The organism is Streptomyces millisiae (assembly GCF_031845425.1).
In the GTDB taxonomy this organism is placed as follows: Bacteria; Actinomycetota; Actinomycetes; order Streptomycetales; family Streptomycetaceae; genus Streptomyces; species Streptomyces millisiae.
This window is the reverse complement of sequence record NZ_JAVREM010000252.1, coordinates 1-472: the sequence shown is the minus strand read 5'-3', so window position 1 is coordinate 472 and position 472 is coordinate 1. Positions and strand designations below refer to the sequence as shown.

At 70.8% G+C, this 472-nt stretch carries 1 protein-coding gene; it reads right to left on the bottom strand.

The window, feature by feature from the left end; genetic code table 11:
• Positions 1-372 (bottom strand): FAD-dependent oxidoreductase (locus RNC47_RS36520; RefSeq protein WP_311605167.1); only part of this gene is annotated, 372 nt, incomplete at its 3' end.
• Positions 373-472 lie beyond the last annotated feature (100 nt).

The following is a 472-nucleotide window of genomic DNA, read 5'->3' as shown; positions in this document are numbered from 1 at the left end:
GTACACGAGGGTGTCGTACGGGAGTTCCTCGACGGCGGTCGCCCCGGAGGCGGCCCCGCCGGTCCCGGTGGTCCCGGCCTCCGTGATCGATACCGTCCTGCGGTCCGCGTCGACGGCCGTCACCCTCGCGAGCCGCAGCCGCACCCCCGTACCCGCGAACATCTCGTTGAACGGGCGGGGCCTGAGCTCCTGCCCGACCGCCAGCTGGTGCGTCCTGACCCGCTCGACGAAGTCCGGCTCGGGGTTGACGAGGGTGATGGCGACGTCCTCGCGGCGCAGCCGCCTGGCGAGGCGGCCGGCGGCGGTCACTCCGGCGTATCCGGCCCCGATGACGACGATGCGGTGCTGTCCGTGTCCGTTTCCGTGCTGCATGACCTCTACTCCTGTCTCGCGCGGGCTTCGCCCCTTGAACCGGGCAGCCCGTCGATTCCTGACAGGGGTGAGATGTGATCTGGGTCACGCAGAGGAGTCA